This window comes from Nonomuraea sp. NPDC047529 (assembly GCF_040642995.1).
GTDB lineage: Bacteria > Actinomycetota > Actinomycetes > Streptosporangiales > Streptosporangiaceae > Nonomuraea.
The window spans coordinates 83863-100889 of sequence record NZ_JBEYTJ010000022.1 but is presented as its reverse complement, the minus strand read 5'-3'; the positions used below and the strand labels follow the sequence as shown (position 1 = coordinate 100889).

Genomic DNA, 17027 nt, shown 5'->3' with positions numbered 1-17027 from the left:
GCCCTGGACCGGCAGGGTGGCGATCACGCGAAGAAGGGCGAGCCGTGGATCAGCGTGCCGCCGCTGGACAAGCAGGAGGAGTCGGCCGCCCTGAAGGCGCTGAAGGCGGAGATCTCCTGTCGGTGGGGCGATCGATCCGCTGGACGTGCTCAAGGACGTCGCCCACGTCACCGGCTGCACCGCCGCGTTCACCTCGGCGGCCGGCTGCTGTCGCACGGCTCAGAGCCGGTCCATCGCGTCGTCCAGCTCAACCAAGAACTTGTCGACGGCGCTCCTGTCCAGGCATGGAGAGGTGATCGCGCGGGCCGTCGCCGGGGCCGGATGACCGACCGTGTCGAATGAGTTCTCGATCGCCGTCGGTGGCGAGGGTCGACTTGGGCGCCTCAAGGACGCGGTCTGCGAGGCGCCGCCTCCCGGCCCGTCCCGCGGCTGCGGGTCGCGCTCGCCGTGAATCCGCTCCCCGAGCGGCGACATGCCGCCTCCCGGCCCCGGGACGGGCCGGGAGGCGGCGCGCTACAGCGGGCGCGAGCAGGGGACGCCGCCGCCTGCGTGGTTGATCAGATCCTGGTAGACGACGCTCTTGACGATCGGGGTGTCACTCTTGACCGTCTGGACGACCTTGCCGTTGCGCTTCAGCTCGAAGACGGGGGTCGTCCCGGGCACCATCGGCGCCTTGAAGGACACCATGCCCGGCCCGGTCACCTCCTTGGTCTGGACGTCCGTGCCCTGCTTGATGGTCAGGGTGCCGGCCTCCTTGACGAAGGCGAGCAGTTCGACGTTGTTGGTGGCCGCGTCACCGTAGGGGATGGAGATGGCGCCGATGGTCTGCCTGGAGGCGTCGAACGGCGCGTCGGTGCGGTGGCTGCGGTGGAAGTAGTACAGGGCGTCGCGCTTGACGCTGGGCTCCTTGCCGGTCTTGAACCAGGTCGTGTAGTAGGCGACGACGTCGGCGGGCGCGTAGCCGCGCTCGACAGACGGCGCCAGCCACGACTCGGCGTAGTCGTTCCAGGTGAGCAGGTTGACGATGTCGGCGTCGCCCTCCATGGCCTTGACGAACGACTGCCGCAGGGTGCCGCTGTTGGACGGTTCCCAGTAGCGCTTGTCACGCGGGCGGACGTCCTCCAGGGCGGCCGGGGCCATGTAGAACTTGCCGCGCTTGGCCGCCTCGATGCCGGACTTGCGGTAGCCGTCCGTGGAGCTCTGCCAGCGGACGCCCCAGGAGGAGTAGCCGGCGACGGAGTCGTTCCACTCGGTCTTGCCCGAGCCGCTCCAGTCCAGGAAGATCGGCACCAGCACCGTCTTCATGCCCTGGGCGGCCAGCTTCCCGCGCACGGTGTCCCACCAGGCCGGGCTCTGACGCTCGGGGTAGAACGGCGCCAGCGGGATCGTCCCGTCGGGCAGCTTGTACAGCGACGGGTGCCCCTTGGCCATCAGGACGTCGGAGATCACCTTGTCGGGCGCGGCGCCCTTGGTGGTCGGGAAGTCCGGGCTGAGCATGATCCGGAAGCCGGGGTCCACCGCCTTGGCGGCCGCCAGCATCTTGGGGAACTGGTTGAAGCGCTGGTCGCTGGTCGAGGTGTGGTGCTCGTAGACGAAGCCGTCCAGGCCCATGGCGATGGCCTGACGCACCTCGACCTCGAAGTCCGCCTGCCGCCAGTCGCCGGAGCGCACCGGACGGGTCAGCGGCCGGTCGCGGGAGTGGCCGCCCTGCCCGGCGTACATGCCGTTGGAGCCGGCGGGGTCCAGCCAGGAGGCGTACTGGTCCTTGGCCGGGTCCTTGTTGTCGATGGACAGCGGATAGGGCGGGAAGTAGAAGGCGAACACCTTCTTGTCGTAGGAGCGCAGCGTCGAGGCGGCCGGCTTGTCGAACGGCAGGCAGGGCACGCTGCCCGTCGCCGTCGGGGAGGCCGTCGGAGATGTGGTCGGAGATGTGGTCGGAGATGTGGTCGGGGACGCCGTGGGGGTGGGGCTGGTGGTCGGGGTAGCCGTCGGGGTGGCGGCAGGCGTGTAGGTGACCTTGAGGTTCGGTCCCTTGCCGGTCGTGCGCGAGGAGTACAGCACCGCCACCGGGCCCTTGGACGCGGTCAGCCCGAAGGAGTAGCTGCCGTTGCCGGTGTAGGCCTCGCTGACGTCCAGTTCCGCCGACGTGTCGGCGGTGAAGCCGGTGTGGCTGGTCAGCGCTGTGCCGAACGTCGGTCTGCTGGTCCAGGACGTGGTGGTCTGCGACCACGTGCCGGTGACCTTGTGCGCGCTGACGGTGGTGTCGCTGGTGCGGGTCGAACGCACCTGGAGCGTCAGCTTGACGTTCCGGGCGTCGGCCGGGACGCCGGAGACCTTGAACTGCATGAGAGCTCGGCGCTCGGCGTTGGTGGCGTCGTTGCAGGTCTTGACGCAGACCGACATCCACTCGGCGCTGCCGTAAACGGTTTCCGGCGCGGCCTGACTGATGAACACGTCGTTGGTCGAGGGCACCACGACGCTCACCGGCGCCGCCGAAGCCGAAGCCGACGCGTCCGCCGCGCCCGCGCTCAGCGCGCAGGCCACGGCGACGAGGACGGCGGGCACCGCCCGTCGATAGGTTGACAAAGGGCCTCCAGTCGGGGGGTTCCCTGGGGTGAATGTGGATCACCTTAGCCGCGCCTTACAAACCTCCGGCGATAAAATCCACCTTTTTGTCAGCTCCATAAATAGCCGTTTGCGCTGTAAATCCGATTGGATCGGGCCATGTTCCGACATGTGATCGTCCCGTCACACGGGCAGAGCCGCCACCAGGAGTGCGGAAGGGTGAAGTGGGCCCTGACCATGTCGGCCGGGCCTGCCAAGATCGCGACATGACGATCGATGGGCTGACGCCGTTCCGGTGGCAGCTGTCGCCGTACGGCGACCGAGGCAACTCCCTCGGCGAGATCTACTGCATGACCTTGCTGCGCGAACTCGACCCGAGCGCTCGTACGCTGAACCAAGCCGGATCTTCGGTGGCCGTAGAATCGCCGCGGCAGCCTTCACGGGAAGCGGGGAGCCGCGGATGAGAGTCGGAATCTCCGGCGCGCACGGGACCGGGAAGACGACGCTGGCCGAGGCGCTGTGTGCGCACCTGCCGGGCCACGTGGTGGTCGACGAGCCGTACTACCTGCTTGAGGAGGAGGGGTACGAGTTCGGGTTCCCCCCGTCCTTGGAGGACTACCGGGCCATGCTCGCGCGCTCGGTGCAGAGTATGACCTCGCCGCTGTCGGCGGCCGGGGTCGTCTTTGACCGGACACCACTGGACTACCTCGCGTACCTGGCCGCGATCGGCGCCGACCCCTCGGGGGAGACCGGAACCGCAGGGCTCCGGGCCGCCTTTGCGGGCCTTGACCTGCTGATCGTCACGCCGGTCACAGCGGAGACGGAGCGGGTGTTGCCGGCTGCGGAGATGCACGTGCTCCGCTCGCGGGTGAACGACGCGCTGCTGGACCTGGTCTATGACGACCCGCTGAGCGCCTGGGAGTCCATCCCGGTGCTGGAGCTGAGCGGGTCGCTGGATGGCCGACTGGCCGCGGTCCTCGCCGCGCTGGGCCAGGCGGTGTCCTGGCCGAGCGTGAATGAGCTGTCGGGAAGCCTTCTGAACTGACGCCCCCTCGTCGGCGATCGGAGTCCCCGGAGCGGACTGCTGCGAAGATCAGCCGAGCGTGAACGTCCTGGCGCGGATGCGGTGCCGGCTGGGAGGGTGGGCCTCATGATGGAGGACTTGAGGGACGCCGAGCGCCGGCTCCAGGCCGCGCAGCTCGCTGGAGATGTCGAGGCGCTGGATCGGCTGCTGGATGATCGGCTGATCTTCACCTTCGGTGCGAACGTTGCCACCAAGGCGGACGATCTGGAGCTGCACCGCACTCGGACGCAGGTGGTGACGAGGGTGGCCGAGGAGGAGTTGACCGTGCTCGTCGATGGGCGCACCGGGGTGACGTGGTTTCTCGGCACCATCGAAGGCACCGTTTCCGGGGCGCCGTTCGCGGCCAGGATGCGCTACACCCGTACTTGGCTGTACGACGACACGCACGGCTGGCGAATCATCGCCGTGCACGCCGGCACGACCGATTGACATAGCCGACATGTTGTCCGACGGCCGGCCGGCCGGCCGGTCGTCGGCGAGATTCGACCGAAGGGAGCTCGCGCAGTAGCGGGTACAGGCTCGCACGCCGCCGCTACGCGCGAATCACCATTCACCTTCGACCTGCGAAGCGGGAACGGCGCCCCGGACGTGCACTGGTTCAGCTCAGAGCGGCTCGAACCAGGTCGAGGCCACGGAGATGTGCGGGCGAACACCCTGGAAGTCGAGGTCGGCGTCCCCTGACGGACACGCCGTGACCTGGGGTGATGCCGCCCGTTCGGGCCGAGGTCGTCATCGACGCCCTTCACGGGCGGGAACCCGACGGGCGCGCCATCGGCGTCGACGTGGCCGACAGGAGGTCCGCGGGCAGAGGATCGGATCCGAGGACCCGACAGACAGCCGTCGACGCCGATCACGAGATGAAGCACCTTCGCCGGCGACGACTCCGACAGCCTCGGCGTCACGCACGCCCGCTCACGTCACGCACGCCCGCTCACGTCACGCACGCCCGCGATGTCGGTGGTCGCCACGCGGAATCTGGACCGACGCCTCGGCCCCGACAAAAGGTGCGAAACGTGCATCGTGCACGTTCGTGCAGGTCTGTTGACCATCCGTTCACAGGCACGTCACAGTGGCGCGACACCCCAGCACTGACTGAAGGAGTGCCTGTGACTACCCTCCGCTTTACGCGCGACATCCCGATCAGTGATGCCACCGACGTGCTCGTCGTGGGCGGCGGCCCCGCCGGGATCGCCGCGGCCGTCGCCGCCGCGCGCGCCGGCGCCTCCGTACGGCTCGTCGAGCGGTTCGGCTTCCTCGGCGGCAACCTGACAGCAGGGCTCGTCGGCCCGTGCATGACGTCGTTCTCCCTGGACGGCGGCACACAACTGGTCCGCGGGATCTTCGACGAGTTCGTCCGCAGGATGGAGGACGCCGGCGGCGCGGTCCACCCCTCGCGGACGAAGTCCGGGAGCGAGTACTCCGGGTTCATGGTGTTCGGGCACGAGGCGGTCACGCCGTTCGATCCCGAGGCGGCCAAGCAGGCCGCGATGGAGATGTGCCTGGAGGCGGGGGTCGAGCTGCTGCTGCACAGCTTCGTCGCCGACACCGTCGTGGCCGACGGCCGGGTCACCGGCGTCGTCGTCGCGAACAAGAGCGGCCTCGCGCTCCTGCCCGCCACCGTCACCGTCGACTGCTCGGGCGACGGCGACGTGGCCGCCCGCGGCGGCGCCGCCTTCGAGTACGGCCGACGGCGAGGTGCAGCCGATGACGGTGTTCTTCCGGGTCTCGAACGTCGACGACGCCAAGGTACGGGCCTACCAGGACGCCCACCCCGACGAGCTGTTCCCCTACCAGGGCATCGTCGAGCGGGCCCGGCAGGAGGGCCGGTTCCCGATCCCGCGCCGCGGCGTCCAGCTGTTCAGGACGCTGGAGCCCGGCGTCTGGCGGATCAACACGACGCGCGTGCTCGGCATGAACGGCACCGACGCCGGCGACCTGACCCGCGCCGAGGTGCTCGGCCGGCGGCAGGTGAGCCGGCTCATGACCTTCTTCCACGAGAACCTGCCGGGCCTTGAGGAGGCCAAGCTGCTCGACACCGCCGCCACGGTCGGGGTGCGCGAGAGCCGGCGTATCGTCGGCGAGTACGTCCTGACCTTGGAGGATCTCATCGACGGCAGACACTTCGAGGACGTCATCGCGGTGGCCGGCTACCCCGTCGACATCCACAGCCCGGTCGGCGGCGACGGGCCGTTCGAGGACGGCATCCCGCCCACCGCCAACATCTACGAGATCCCGTTCCGCAGCCTGGTCCCGGCGGAGCTCGACGGCGTGCTCGTGGCCGGGCGCTGCGTCTCGGCGACGCACGAGGCGCTGGCCGCCGTACGGGTGATGCCGCCGTCGTTCGCGATGGGCGAGGCCGCCGGGCTCGGCGCGGCGATGGCCGTCGCCGCCGGCACCGCGCCGCGGCTCGTGGACGTGCCCGGCCTCCAGCGGCGGCTGCTGGAGCAGGGCGCCTACCTCGGCCCGCAGGCCGAGCGGCTCGCCGTCGCGGGCGACCGGTCAGGAGCGGCCCAATGATCCGCCGCGTGGTCTCCGCGAGCACGATCGGGACCGCGCTGGAATGGTACGACTTCATGTTGTACGGCACCGCGGCCGCGCTCGTCTTCGGCGGCGTGTTCTTCCCCAAGGGCGACCCGCTCGCGGCGACGCTGGCCTCGCTCGGCACGTTCGCGGTCGGCTTCTTCGCCCGCCCGGTCGGCGGCCTGCTGTTCGGCCACCTCGGCGACCGGTACGGCCGCAGGTTCGTGCTGGTCGTGACGCTGACCGTGATGGCGATCTCCTCGACGGCGATCGGCCTGATCCCCGGTTACCAGTCGATCGGCGTCGCCGCCCCGGTGCTGCTGGTCGTGCTCCGCGTGGCCCAGGGGCTCGGGGCCGGCGCCGAGTACGCGGGCGGCGCGCTGATGGCCGCCGAGCATGCCCCTCCGGGCCGTCGCGGGCTGTTCGCCGCCATCCCGCCCACGGGCAACGCGCTCGGCGTCATCCTCGCCACCCTGGTGTTCACCCCGTTCACCTGGCTGGCGCAGGACGCGTTCCTGAGCTGGGGGTGGCGGGTGCCGTTCCTGCTCAGCATCCTGATCCTGCCGATCGGCCTCTACATCAGGTCGCGGGTCGACGAGACGCCGGCGTTCACCGAGTCGGTCGAGGCGGGTGAGCGCAGCGCGGCGCCCGTCGTCGCGGTCCTGCGGGAGGCTCCGGGGTCGCTGCTGAAGGGTTTCCTGGTCAGCGTCGGGCCGAACGTCGCGACGTACATCCCGAGCGTCTACGCCCTCTCCTACGTGACCGGGAACGTCGGGCTGGCGGCGGCGGTCGCCACCGGCGGCCTGCTCGTGGCCAACACCGTCAAGCTCGTCACGCTGCCCCTGTCCAGCGCGTTGTCCGACCGGTTCGGCCGCAGACCGGTGTTCGTCGCCGGGGCCACGCTGTGCGCCGCCGCGGCGTTCCCGTTTTTCTGGCTGCTCGACACCGGGAACCCGATGCTGGTGTGGCTGGCCATGGTCCTCGTGCTGACGTTCGCGAACGACCTGATGCTGGGGGCGCAGGCGTCCATGTTGCCGGAGCAGTTCCCGACCAGGATGCGCTTCACGGGCGTGGCGGCCAGCCGGGAACTGGCCGCGGCGGCGGCGGGCGGCACGCTGCCGTTCATCGCGGCCTTCCTGACCGCGCGCACTCAGGGCACCTGGGCGATCTCGTCGCTGATGGTGGTGATGTGCGCCATCGCGATCGTCGGCGCGCTGGGCGTCAAGGACGGCCGCGACGTCACCCCTCGGCGGCGGGGACGCCGAGGGCGGCGAGGCGTCGTCCGCGCTCACGGATGGCGCTCCAGCAGAACGTGCGCGGTGATCTCGTCGATGACGAGGTCGGTGACGTAACCGCCGGTGAGGGCCGCGTGCAGGGCGTCGACCTTGTGGTCGCCCGACATCGCGCAGATCCGGTGCTTCACCTGCCGGAGCTGGTCGAGGTCGGGTCCACTCGTCCGGGCGTTGAAGCCGACGCCCTCGTGCGATCCGTCCAGGCGGTAGAACGAGGTGGCGATGTCGCCCACGGCGCCGTCCCGCCTGAGTGAGGCGAAGTCGGCCTCGTCGAGGAAGTAGCCGCTCAGGTAGGGGCTGCTGGGCACGCCGTCCGTCACGGTGCCGACGCTGAACAGCACGGCGTCGGCGCTCTGCTGCAGCTCGACGACCCGCCGCACGCTCCGCTCCGCCAGCAGCAGTTCCTTGGTACGCGCCGAGTCGAAGAACAGCGGCAACGGGAACTGCTGGACGTACGCGCCGAACGCCGCCCCGAACGCGGTCAGCACGGCGCCCGCGTAGTGCATGCCCGTCGTGCGGGCGTTGCCGAGGCCGTTGAGCTGCACGATCTGGCAGTTGGCGGTCTGCTTGGGGACCAGGCAGCGGCTGATCGCGTTGACCATCGTGCCCCACGACAGGCCGATGATCATGTCGGAGTCGAACACCGACGTGAGCAGCCGTGCCGTGTAGACGGCACAACGTTCCAGCCGCTCGACCGTCGAGGCCGTGGCGGGCACCGGCACCACGTGCGCGTGCACGCCGTAGCGGCCGGCGAGATCCGCCTCGCTGCGCGTGGAGCGCGAGCGCGGCGGCATCACGCGGATCTCGACCAGGCCCACGTCCCGCGCGTACGCGAGCAGCCGGGACACCGTCGACCGGGAGGCGCCGAGCTCCCGGGCGATCGTGTCCATGGTGACACCGTGCAGGTAGTACTTGCGGGCCGCCCACAGGGCGTCCTCCACCCTGTGGCCGGCGGCCGGGCGCTCGCCTTCGACGGACATATCGCCTTCCTACAGCCGAGCGCCGCGGATCAGCAAGCGTCCTCCCAGGTGAGAGAGCCCCGGCGGCGCAGCCGGAAGGCGCCGCCAACCGCGACATCGCCTACGTCGTGGCGGCCCGGACACCGAGGACGACCAGCACCACCGCCGTCACCTTGCCGACCGCACGCCTGAAGCGGGCCTTGTGCAGCATGGACGCCCCTTGGCGAACCAGGGCCGTCCAGGTCAGCAGCCACACCGCCATCAGCAGGGCATGGGCGGTGGCCAGGGTGAGGATCTGCCCGTTGAGGGGACGGCCGGGCACGATGAACTGCGGGACCAGGGTCAGGTAGATGGAGGCCGCCTTGGGGTTGAGCACGTTCGCGAGCAGGGCCTGGGTGTAGACGGAGCCGGTACGCCTCGGCCGTTCCGTCAGCAGGGGAGGCGGGGGCAGGGTGGTGGAGCGCCAGGTCCACAGGCCGAGGCCGACGAGGTAGGCGGCCCCGAGGAGTTTGACGATGGCGAAGGCCTGGCTGGAGTGCATGACCAGGGCCGACAGTCCGGCGATGGCCAGGGTCGCGTGGGTGTACAGGCCGCTGACCGTACCGAGGATGATCGGGAGGGCCTGCCGGTGACCACCGGCCGTGACGTGCTGGATGAGCAGGGTCAGGCTGGCGCCCGGAGTGGCGATGACGGGCAGGATCGCCAGGAGGAACGCAGTGACCGCGTACGTGTGGGTCATGCCTGGAGCACGACGCGGAAGTGGGTGGTGAGGCGGTGGTCGTCGTCCAGGATGTGGAAGGCGAGGCCGGGCGGCTGGTCGCGGTCGGCGGGCTGGTCGCCCTCCCACGGCAGGCGCAGGGTCCAGGTGACGGCCGGCGCGACGATCAAAGGACGGCCGGCGAAGATGGAGGCGGCCGCGGTGTGAGCGTGGCCGGTGAGCACGGCGACGACCTGCGGATGGGCGTCGAGCAGCGCGGCCAGGCCGCCGGGCGCCTCCAGCCGCCCTGAGTCGGGCAGCGGGTGGTGGAGTACGACGGGCGGCTGATGGAAGGCGATCAGCGCGGGCGTGCCCGGGGCGAGTCCGTCGAGGGTGGCGTGCATCCAGGCGAGGGTTTCGGGGTCGAGCCGGCCCTCGTCGCGCCCGGGAATGGTGGAGTCGCACATCAGGATGGCGGTGCCGGCGACGTGGTGCACCCGGTTGACGGGGCCGGGCGCGGACGGCTGTCGCAGCAGCGCCTTGCGATAGGCCGGGCGGACGTCGTGGTTGCCGGGGCAGGTGAGCACCGGGAAGGGGGCGGCCAGGATCTGGGCGGCCTGCTCGTACTCGGCCTCCTCGCCGTGGTCGGCGATGTCACCGGTGACCAGCAGGGCGTCGACCGGGCGGGGCAGCGCCCTCAGGTGGTCCATGACCTGGGTGGCGCGCCGGGTCGCCCTGTCGGTGCCGTCAAGGTGCAGGTCGCTGATCTGAGCCAAGAGCAACGTCATCGTGCGATCCCCCAAGCTGTCTAATGGTTAAATGGGATTTAGCGTTAGGGACCATAGAGTACGGAAGAGGCCGTGAGCAACCGGGAGGTTCGAGTGGAGCGCTGGCCGGCACTGGAACTGGCGAGCACGATCCGCCACGACGGCAACGGCGGTGTCGCCGACGACCTGGCGACGGCGCAGAGCACGACCCGCTGGATCCATCAGCAGGCCGAGTTGCTGGCCGGCCGCGTCGACGTCGCGGAGCTCACGGCGGGGGAGGAGCTCAGGGGCGAGATCGTCGGGCTCCGCCGGGCCGTGCGGGCGCTGTTCGCGCAAGCGGTCAGCCCGGCGCCCCCGAGCCGGGCCGACGCCCACCGGCTGATGCCGGTCGAGCAGGCGCTGGCGCACCTCAACGCGGCTGCCGCCCGTGAGGCGATCGTCCCGCAACTCGACTGGCCCGCGAGCGGAACACCCCGTACGGCGGTGTTGTCGACCGAGCGCGATGCGAGCGTCCAGCTGATCGCGGCCCTGGCGCGGGCCGCCATCGATTTCCTGAGCGGTCCGCAGCGTGAGCAGTTGCGGGCCTGCAACGCGCCGCGCTGCGTACGCTACTTCGTCAAGAGCCACGGGCGGCAGGAGTGGTGCAAGCCGTCATGCGGCAACCGCGCCCGAGCCGCACGCCACTACCAGCGCCACAACACCACGACCGCCCCAGAGCTGCCCGGGTCCTGACCGGCACCGTGGACGGCGGCGGCCGGCTGAGCTCGGACGCCGCCGTCCAGAACATGAGGGAGCCGGCCAGGCGAGCCGTCAGCTGGTCGCCGAGGCGATCCGGTACGCGCGGATCACGGTCTGCTCGACGACGTTGCCGGACACGTCGATCGACTTGGCTCGCAACGACACGAACCCGTCACCATCCGGGTGGCGCAGCACCACCTCCGAGTGCCGGACCTGCGCCTTCGCCCAGGTGGTCCCGTCATCGTAGGAGACCTCCACGGACAGGTCCCGTGCGTGGCCCGCCGCGCTGCCGGGCAACGCATGCACGCTGACCGGGACGGTGAAGGCACGACCGGCCGGTGCGGTGTTCCGCGCGTCGAGCTCGGGAGCGAAGCGCACCACGGACACGGGCAACCGGGTGAGGGCGTCTGTGGTGTCGGACCGGAACGTCCAAGACGCGGAAACGCGCGTGGACAGCGTCGCCGGAGCTCCCCGCTCCGCCTCGGCGACCAGCCGGTACGCCGCCCGCCCGGCGGGCACGGAGAAGCCCGCGATCAGGGACGGCGCCTCGCCGACGAGCACGCCGTCGCGGTAGAGAGCGATGTGTTCGCCGGCCCTGGAGGAGTAGCCGAGCGAACCGCGCCCGTCGCCGAACATCCACAGATCAGCCGAGACGACGTCGCCGGTGCGGCTGACACTGTCACCGACCTGGTCCCCGGACGGCAGGGAAGGGCCGAACACACCCCGGTTCCACCGCTCGGTGGTGACCTGGCCCGCCTGGTAGCGCGTGAACCCGGACTCGAACTGATTGACCCGCCCGTCGGGGCCGTGTTCCCACAGCAGGTTCTGCCAGCGGACGCCTCCGTCAGTGTTGAGGTGTACCGTCCGCACCGAGGGAGTGGTGAACGAGGTCGGGACCACGTAGGAGGGGATGGCGGCGTTGCGCGGCCAGGCCCGGCCGGCCGCCCTGGCCTCCGCGTCGGGCAGGTGACTGGCGTAATCCATGCGTACGGTCGCCAAGCTCTTCAGGTCCACCGACCGTTCGAAGCCGGTCACCATCCGCCCTGGCTGAAACCAGGCCGCCCGGTAGGTGTCCGTGCCGGCCGTCCATTCTCCGGCCACCTCGGTCAGCAGGCCGTCGTAGTCGCGCGCGGGCCCGAGCTGGGCGGTGAAACGCCGGTCGAACCCGTAGCCGACCCACCCCCTGGCCGACGGGCCACCGGCTGCCTGCCATTGATAGACGACCTGGGCCGACGCCGGCATCGCGTCGGTGCTCGGCGGCTTCACGGCGAGCGGTCTGCCGAGCCGGGCGTCGGCCTCGACCGTCCGCGCCCGGTCCAGGACCAGCTCGGGCTGGACGAGCAGGGTGAGGCCCGCCTCGTCCAGGACGACGGTGTCCACTTGCCATGTGCCCTTCGGCAGGCGCGTGGTGAAGCTGCTCTGCCCGCCGAACACCACGATCGGCGGCTGCAAGACGTCCAGCCGCCTGATCGACATCTCGAAGTCACCGGTGGCGGCTCCGGCCCGGCTGGTGTGGCGCACCGTCAGGTCGTAACTTTCGACCTCCTTCTCCACGCCGACCGGCGTGCTCACGCTCACACCGCCAGGCCCTGTGGCCAGGACGTAACCACTCACCAGCCCGTCGGCCACGTCGGCGCGGGTGTCGGCGGTGACCGTCGCCTCGGCCTGGCCGCCGGCAGGCACGGTGAGCGTGCTCGGGCTCACGGTGAAGACCGCACTGCCCCTAGCCCGCAAGGTGAGCGTGACCGGTGTCGTGGAATCGTTGTGGTAGGCCAGTTTCTTGACGACCGGCCGGTCGTCGTCGTGCGGCCACGCCTGCACGCCGAACCCCAGCCCGGGCGGCTGCACCGTCACCGTCTGCGCCGTGGCACGGTCCGCGTTCACCCGGCCCGCTCCCTGTGCGAAGACGCCGATCTCCGGTCGCGGCTCGGCCGAGGCCATCAGCGCGGCCTTCAGCCGGTCGCCCCTCCAATCGGGGTGCTGCCCCGCCAGCAGAGCGGCCGCTCCCGTCACGTGCGGCGTCGCCATCGAGGTACCGGATTTGGCGACGTAGGAGCCGGTCCCGGGGCTGTCCTTCCCGCGCGCGGCCGTGATGTCCACCCCGGGAGCGGTGACATCCGGTTTGAGCCCGCCGTCGCCCGGCCTGGGCCCCGTGTTGGAGAAAGCGGCAAGCCTGTCGGACTTGTCGACCGCGCCGACGGCCAGTGCGGCGTCCGCCGTGGCCGGGGTGCTGACCCCGCGCTCCAGCCCATCGTTGCCCGCGGCGATCACGAAGAGGGTGCCGTACTGGTCGCTGAGGGCTTCGACCGCCTGCTCCAGGGGGTCCTGCTCGGGTGTGCCCGGCATGCCGAGGCTCATGTTCACCACCCGGGCGCCCTGCTCCGCCGCCCACTGCATGCCGGCCAGGATCGCCGAGTCGGTGCAGAAGCGCGACGCGCACACCCTGCCGTCCAGCAGCGTGACGCCCGCGGCGACGCCACGGTAGCGCCCACCGGACGCCGCACCGCTCCCGGCGATGGTGGAGGCCACGTGAGTGCCGTGCCCGACAAGGTCACGCTCGTCGGGCTCATCCGTGAAGTCCTGCCGGCCGCTGACCTTGCCCGCCAGGTCAGGATGGGTGGCGTCGATCCCGGTGTCCAGTACCGCGACCTTGACCCCTTCCCCGGTGAAGCCCTTCGCCCAGGCCGCGGGGGCCCCGATCTGCGGGACGCTGGTGTCCAGCGACACCTCTCGTAGCCCGTCGAGCCATACCTTGGCCTTCCCGCCGGCGTCCCACAGGAGCCCCGCTGCCCCGGCCTTCTCCTGCCCTCCGGTGAGGTCCTTCCAGAAACGGGAGGCGTGCGCCCGCTCCTCCCGCACCGCGAACCCGCCGACCGCGGCCAGCGCCGTTCCGTTCGAGGCTCCGGCCGGCGTCCGGGGCTGAGCGGCCCCGGTGACGACGAGTGGGAGATCCCTTCGCCGATCGTCGTAGCCGTACTCCAGCAGGGTGGTCACATCGAACAGCCGCGCGTCCAGCCGCCCGGCGTTCAGCAGCGGCATCGCGTCACTCGGCACGACACGCAACCGCCCGCCGCTCTCGTCGGTGATGAAGGTGACCCCCTTCCTCCCCTCACCGGCCTCGATCACCGCGCCGCGCTGCCCGGTGACTGTGACACGGTCACCGCTGATCAGCGTGACGGTCCGTGGGGCCGGGGCGGGTGGCTGCGTTCCGGCAGGTGGGGACACGGCGACGGCCGGGCCGGGGGCGAGCAGAGCGGCGGTGAGCAGTAACGCCCCAGCCGCACCGGCTCTCTTTCTCATGCGCATGGATGCTCCTGATCGACGAGAAGTGGATCAGTACTTCTCAGCCGATCGGGAGATTCCTTTCACGCCTTGCCCCGCGGCCTCGTGCGGAAGGCGCGGCCCGCCAGGATGTCCGCCGGGCCGGTTGCTGTATGAATGATCGCAGCAAGGGGCAGGTGAGCGGAGGCGATCTCGATGGCCAACGGCGACACGGTCGAGGGACGGGTGATCTCCCCGGTCCTGGTCGGCCGCGAGGAGGAGCTTCGCCGCCTGGCCGCGGCGGTGAGCCGGCCGCCCGCCGTGGTGGTCCTCGAAGGCGAGGCCGGGATCGGCAAGAGCAGGCTGCTGGCGGAGCTGGCGGCGCGGCCCGGGACGGCCGATCGGCTGCTGCTGTGCGGGGGCGCCCGGCGTATCCGGGAGCCGTTCCCCCTGGGCCCGCTGGTGGAGGCGCTGCGCGGGGCCGAGGAGCCACTGGCGCGGGCCGAGCTGTCGCCGGTGGCGGGCGCGCTGCGCGGCCTGCTGCCCGAGCTGGCGCCGGTGCTACCGCCCGCGCTGGAGCCGCTGGACGATCGCGCCGCCGAACGGCACCGGCTGTTCCGCGGGCTCGCCGACGTGCTGCGGGCGCTCGGCCCGGTGGTGCTGGTCGTGGAGGACCTGCACTGGGCCGACGAGCAGACCGTCGAGTTCCTCGCCTACGCGCTGGCGGCGCCGCCTCCGGGGTTGTCGGTCGTGCTCACCTACCGGGGTGAGGAGGCCGGCACGGAGGTCAGGGAGGTGACCGGGCGGCCCGCCGACGCGGTGTTCCACGATCACATCCTGCTGAAGGCGCTGGACGTCGCGCAGACCGGCGACCTGGCGGCGGCGATCCTCGGGGAGCCGGGCGTCACCGACGACTTCGGCGCGCATCTGCACGAGCTGTCGTCGGGGTTGCCGCTGGCCGTGCAGGAGCTGATGGCGCTGCTGCGCGCGCGGGGCGCACTGATCAGGCTGCGCAGCGGACGGTGGGCGCGCAAGGCGGTGGCGGAGCTGGACGTGCCGCCGGGCGTGCGGGACTCGGTGCGCGAGCGGGTCGCGCGGCTGCCGGAGGCGGCGCGTGCCGTGGCGGAGGCGGCGGCGGTGTTACAGGCGCCGGCGCGTCCGGCGGACCTGGCCCGGGTGTCCGGGCTGCCCAGGGCCGAGACCGTGGCCGGGGTGGACGAGCTGCTGGTGTCCGGGCTGCTGGCCGAGCAGGCGGGCGCGGTGGCGTTCCGGCACGTCCTGGCCGCGCAGGCGATCTACGGCGCGATCCCGCTCGGACGGCGGCAGGAGCTGCACGCGCGGGCGGCGGCGGCCGTACGGATGCTGAGCCCGGTGCCGCTCGGCCAGGAGGCCCACCATCTGCGCCAGGCCGGGCGGCTGGCCGACTGGGTCGGGGCCGCCGAGCGGGCGGCCGAGCTGGCCTCCCGGCTCGGCGACGACGCCGAGGCGGTGCGGATACTGGAGGACGTGCTGCGCCACGCGCCGCACGCCCCGGACCGCCGGGGCCGCCTGGCCGCCCGCCTGGGCTGGGCCGCCGCCCAGGTGCTGCGCCCTCCGCAGATCATCGACCTGCTGTCGCAGGCGCTGGAGACGGAGCAGCCGGGCCCGCTGCGCGGAGAGCTGAACTTCCTCGTCGGCACCCTTCAGGAGAGGCTCGGGGTGGACCCGGACGTGCAGCGCCGCACGATCGCCGCCGCCGTCGGCGACCTCGCCGACCGGCCCGACCTCGCAGCGTGGGCGATGGCGACGCTCGGCAGGCCGATGGACCCGGGCGTGCCGCTGGCCGAGCACGTCGTGTGGCTGGAACGGGCCCTGGAGACCGCGCCGCGCATCGGCGACCCGGTCGAGGAGGTGTTCGTCCTCGGCAAGGTCGCGACCTCCTTCAGCGGGTACGGCGACCCGCGCTGGCTGGCGCTGACCGAGGAGGTGCGCCGCAGGACCGGCGGCCGCCCACGGCATCGGCAGGAGGTGGGCGCCTACCGGTCCATCGCGGAGAACGCCTGCCTCGCGGGCGGCTACGAGGTCGCCGCCGAGCTGCTGGACGCGGCGATGCGGGGCGCCGCGGGCGAGGAGTCGTCGCGCGAGCCGCTGTCACGCTGCCGGCTGATCGCCCTGCTGCTGGCCTGCTGCCGTGGCCGCTGGGACGGCCTGGAGGAGGAGACCGCGCTGCTGCTCGACGAGTACGGCGGGCGGCCGTACGACCGCCTGGGCGCCGAGATCGTCGCGGCCTGCCTGGCGCTGGCGCGCGGCGAGGTCGACACCGCCAGGCGCGAGCTGCCCGAGGTCACCGGGAACGCTCTGGCCCATGGCGCCTACGAGCTGCTCACGCTGTCGGCGGCGGCGTTCCTGCGGCTGTCCACGGCAAGCGGCGAGGCCGGGACCGCACTCGCGGCGACCGAGGCGGCCGTCGAGGTGTGGGAGACCAAGGGCCTCTGGCCGCTGGCGGTGCGCGCGCTGCCCGCACTGGCCGAGGCGATGGCGGCGGCAGGACGGCGGGACGAAGCGGTCGCGCTGGTGGAACGCCTGTCGGTGAAGCTCGGCGGCCTCGACGCGCCGATGGCTCCGGCGGCGCTGGGGCACGCGCGCGGCCATCTCATCGGGGACGACACGGAGGCGGCGGCGGAGTTCCGCGCGGCGGCGACCGGCTACGACCTGCTGGGGGCGCCGTACGAGGCGGCCCAGGCCCGCGAGCTGGCGGCCGGACGGCTGTTCGCGGCCGGGGCCGCCGAGGCGGAGGAGCTGCTGGTGGAGGCGATGGCGGCGTTCCGCGACCTGGCCGCCCGATGGGACCTCGACCGCGCCGCGCAGCTCGCCCGCAGGCACGGCGTGACGGTCAAGGGCCGCTACCCCGGCGGTCCGCAGGGCTACGGCGACGACCTGTCGCCTCGGGAGCGGGAGATAGCCGAAATGGCCGCCGCCGGGCTGACCAACCGGGAGATCGGCCGACGGCTGTTCGTCTCGCCCAGGACGGTGGAGAAGCACCTCGGCGCCGCGCTGCGCAAGCTCGGCCTGCGCTCCCGTACCGCGCTCGGCGCGCGTCTCGGGGACCCCCGTAGTGACCCACCCGGTACGGGCACCGCGAATGGGGTGGCCTACCCATAGTCC

The 17027-nt window shown here is 71.8% G+C and carries 11 protein-coding genes and 1 pseudogene; 7 read left to right on the top strand and 5 right to left on the bottom strand.

Annotation, left to right across the window (positions count from 1 at the left end; translation table 11 throughout):
• Positions 1-513: 513 nt before the first annotated feature.
• On the bottom strand, positions 514-2586 hold the full coding sequence (locus tag ABZ815_RS30355; RefSeq protein ID WP_357703876.1) for an endo-1,3-alpha-glucanase family glycosylhydrolase: 2073 nt from the start codon (positions 2584-2586) through the stop codon (positions 514-516).
• A gap of 245 nt (positions 2587-2831) precedes the next feature.
• Here ABZ815_RS30355 and ABZ815_RS30350 point away from each other — a divergent pair, with 245 nt between their 5' ends.
• The 5 genes and pseudogenes from ABZ815_RS30350 to ABZ815_RS30330 all read left to right on the top strand — a co-directional run bounded on the left by ABZ815_RS30350 (position 2832) and on the right by ABZ815_RS30330 (position 7521).
• Complete coding sequence (locus tag ABZ815_RS30350; RefSeq protein ID WP_357703874.1) at positions 2832-3029, top strand: hypothetical protein; 198 nt, start codon at positions 2832-2834, stop codon at positions 3027-3029.
• Positions 3026-3610 (top strand): ATP-binding protein, encoded by a 585-nt coding sequence (locus ABZ815_RS30345; RefSeq protein WP_357703872.1) that lies wholly within the window; start codon positions 3026-3028, stop codon positions 3608-3610. The genes ABZ815_RS30350 and ABZ815_RS30345 overlap by 4 nt, the downstream gene beginning before the upstream one ends.
• Positions 3611-3715: 105 nt before the next feature.
• The gene (locus ABZ815_RS30340; RefSeq protein ID WP_357703870.1) at positions 3716-4078 is read left to right on the top strand and encodes a nuclear transport factor 2 family protein; all 363 of its coding nucleotides are present in this window, start codon (positions 3716-3718) and stop codon (positions 4076-4078) included.
• A gap of 275 nt (positions 4079-4353) precedes the next feature.
• A pseudogene (locus ABZ815_RS30335) lies at positions 4354-6166 on the top strand (FAD-dependent oxidoreductase).
• Entirely contained in the window at positions 6163-7521 is a 1359-nt protein-coding gene (locus ABZ815_RS30330; RefSeq protein WP_357703868.1) for an MFS transporter, read from the top strand. The pseudogene ABZ815_RS30335 and the gene ABZ815_RS30330 overlap by 4 nt, the downstream one beginning before the upstream one ends.
• Here the strand turns inward: ABZ815_RS30330 and ABZ815_RS30325 are convergent.
• From ABZ815_RS30325 to ABZ815_RS30315, 3 genes are all read right to left on the bottom strand, one after another.
• Positions 7458-8441, bottom strand: a complete 984-nt coding sequence (locus ABZ815_RS30325; protein ID WP_357703866.1) for a sugar-binding domain-containing protein — start codon at positions 8439-8441, stop codon at positions 7458-7460. The two genes, ABZ815_RS30330 and ABZ815_RS30325, sit on opposite strands and share 64 nt — an antisense overlap.
• A 100-nt stretch (positions 8442-8541) precedes the next feature.
• Complete coding sequence (locus ABZ815_RS30320) at positions 8542-9159, bottom strand: LysE family translocator (protein ID WP_357703864.1); 618 nt, start codon at positions 9157-9159, stop codon at positions 8542-8544.
• Positions 9156-9905 (bottom strand): metallophosphoesterase, encoded by a 750-nt coding sequence (locus tag ABZ815_RS30315; RefSeq protein WP_357703862.1) that lies wholly within the window; start codon positions 9903-9905, stop codon positions 9156-9158. Before ABZ815_RS30315 ends, ABZ815_RS30320 begins: the two co-directional genes overlap by 4 nt.
• Before the next feature lie 72 nt (positions 9906-9977).
• On the opposite strand from ABZ815_RS30315, the gene ABZ815_RS30310 reads away from it, so the two are divergent.
• Positions 9978-10616, top strand: a complete 639-nt coding sequence (locus tag ABZ815_RS30310; RefSeq protein ID WP_357703860.1) for a CGNR zinc finger domain-containing protein — start codon at positions 9978-9980, stop codon at positions 10614-10616.
• 78 nt (positions 10617-10694) lie between these two features.
• Here ABZ815_RS30310 and ABZ815_RS30305 read toward each other — a convergent pair whose 3' ends face one another.
• Positions 10695-13922 carry a S8 family serine peptidase gene (locus ABZ815_RS30305; RefSeq protein ID WP_357703858.1) on the bottom strand — a complete coding sequence of 1076 codons (3228 nt, stop codon included), beginning with the start codon at positions 13920-13922 and terminating at the stop codon, positions 10695-10697.
• Between the two features lie 177 nt (positions 13923-14099).
• Here ABZ815_RS30305 and ABZ815_RS30300 point away from each other — a divergent pair, with 177 nt between their 5' ends.
• Entirely contained in the window at positions 14100-17024 is a 2925-nt protein-coding gene (locus ABZ815_RS30300; RefSeq protein ID WP_357703857.1) for an AAA family ATPase, read from the top strand.
• Positions 17025-17027: the final 3 nt, after the last annotated feature.